1 protein-coding gene is annotated in these 1,187 nt (G+C 65.6%); it reads right to left on the bottom strand.

Annotated elements, in window-relative coordinates:
- On the bottom strand, nucleotides 1-1,187 hold a 1,187-nt coding region (gene tuf / locus AC1DE3_RS28265; protein WP_476804195.1), incomplete at its 3' end, for an elongation factor Tu.

Here is a 1,187-nt window from a genome sequence, read left to right as displayed (position 1 = left end):
GCAATGATCGAAGCGACGACGCCGGCGCCGACGGTGCGGCCGCCTTCGCGGATGGCGAAGCGCAGCTTCTCTTCCATCGCGATCGGGGCGATCAGCGTCACCTCCATCGAGATGTTGTCGCCCGGCATCACCATCTCCGTGCCTTCCGGCAGGGTCACCACGCCGGTCACGTCCGTCGTGCGGAAGTAGAACTGCGGGCGGTAGTTGGTGAAGAACGGCGTGTGACGGCCACCCTCTTCCTTCGTCAGGATGTAGGCCTCGGCCTTGAACTTCGTGTGCGGCTTCACCGAGCCCGGCTTGCACAGCACCTGGCCGCGCTCGACGTCCTCGCGCTTCGTGCCGCGCAGCAGCGCGCCGATGTTGTCGCCGGCCTGGCCCTGGTCGAGCAGCTTGCGGAACATCTCGACGCCCGTGACGGTCGTCTTCACGGTGTCCTTCAGGCCGACGATCTCGATTTCCTCGCCAACCTTGACGATGCCGCGCTCGACGCGGCCGGTCACCACCGTGCCGCGGCCCGAGATCGAGAACACGTCCTCGACCGGCATCAGGAACGGCTGGTCGATCGGACGCTCCGGCTGCGGGATGTAGTCGTCGACCGTCTTCATCAGCGCGATCACCGCGTCATGGCCGATTTCCGGCGTGACGTTGTCGAGCGCGGCCTTGGCCGAACCCTTGGTGATCGGGATGTCGTCGCCCGGGAAGTCGTACTTCGAGAGAAGCTCGCGGATCTCCATCTCGACCAGCTCGAGCAGCTCGGCGTCGTCGACGAGATCGACCTTGTTCATGAACACCACCAGCGCGGGAACGCCGACCTGGCGCGCCAGCAGGATGTGCTCGCGGGTCTGCGGCATCGGGCCGTCGGCAGCCGACACCACCAGGATCGCGCCGTCCATCTGCGCCGCGCCCGTGATCATGTTCTTCACGTAGTCGGCGTGGCCGGGGCAGTCGACATGGGCGTAGTGACGCGCCGGGGTCTCGTACTCGACGTGCGCCGTCGAGATCGTGATGCCGCGGGCCTTCTCTTCCGGCGCCTTGTCGATCTGGTCATACGCCGTGAACGACGCGCCGCCGGACTCGGCCAGGACCTTCGTGATCGCAGCCGTCAACGACGTCTTGCCATGGTCGACGTGACCAATCGTGCCAATGTTGCAGTGCGGCTTCGTACGAGCGAATTTCTCTTTGGCCAT

This window comes from Allobosea sp. 10L417 (assembly GCF_056395485.1).
The sequence above is the reverse complement of the archived record's forward strand: the minus strand, read 5'-3'. Positions and strand labels throughout refer to the sequence as shown.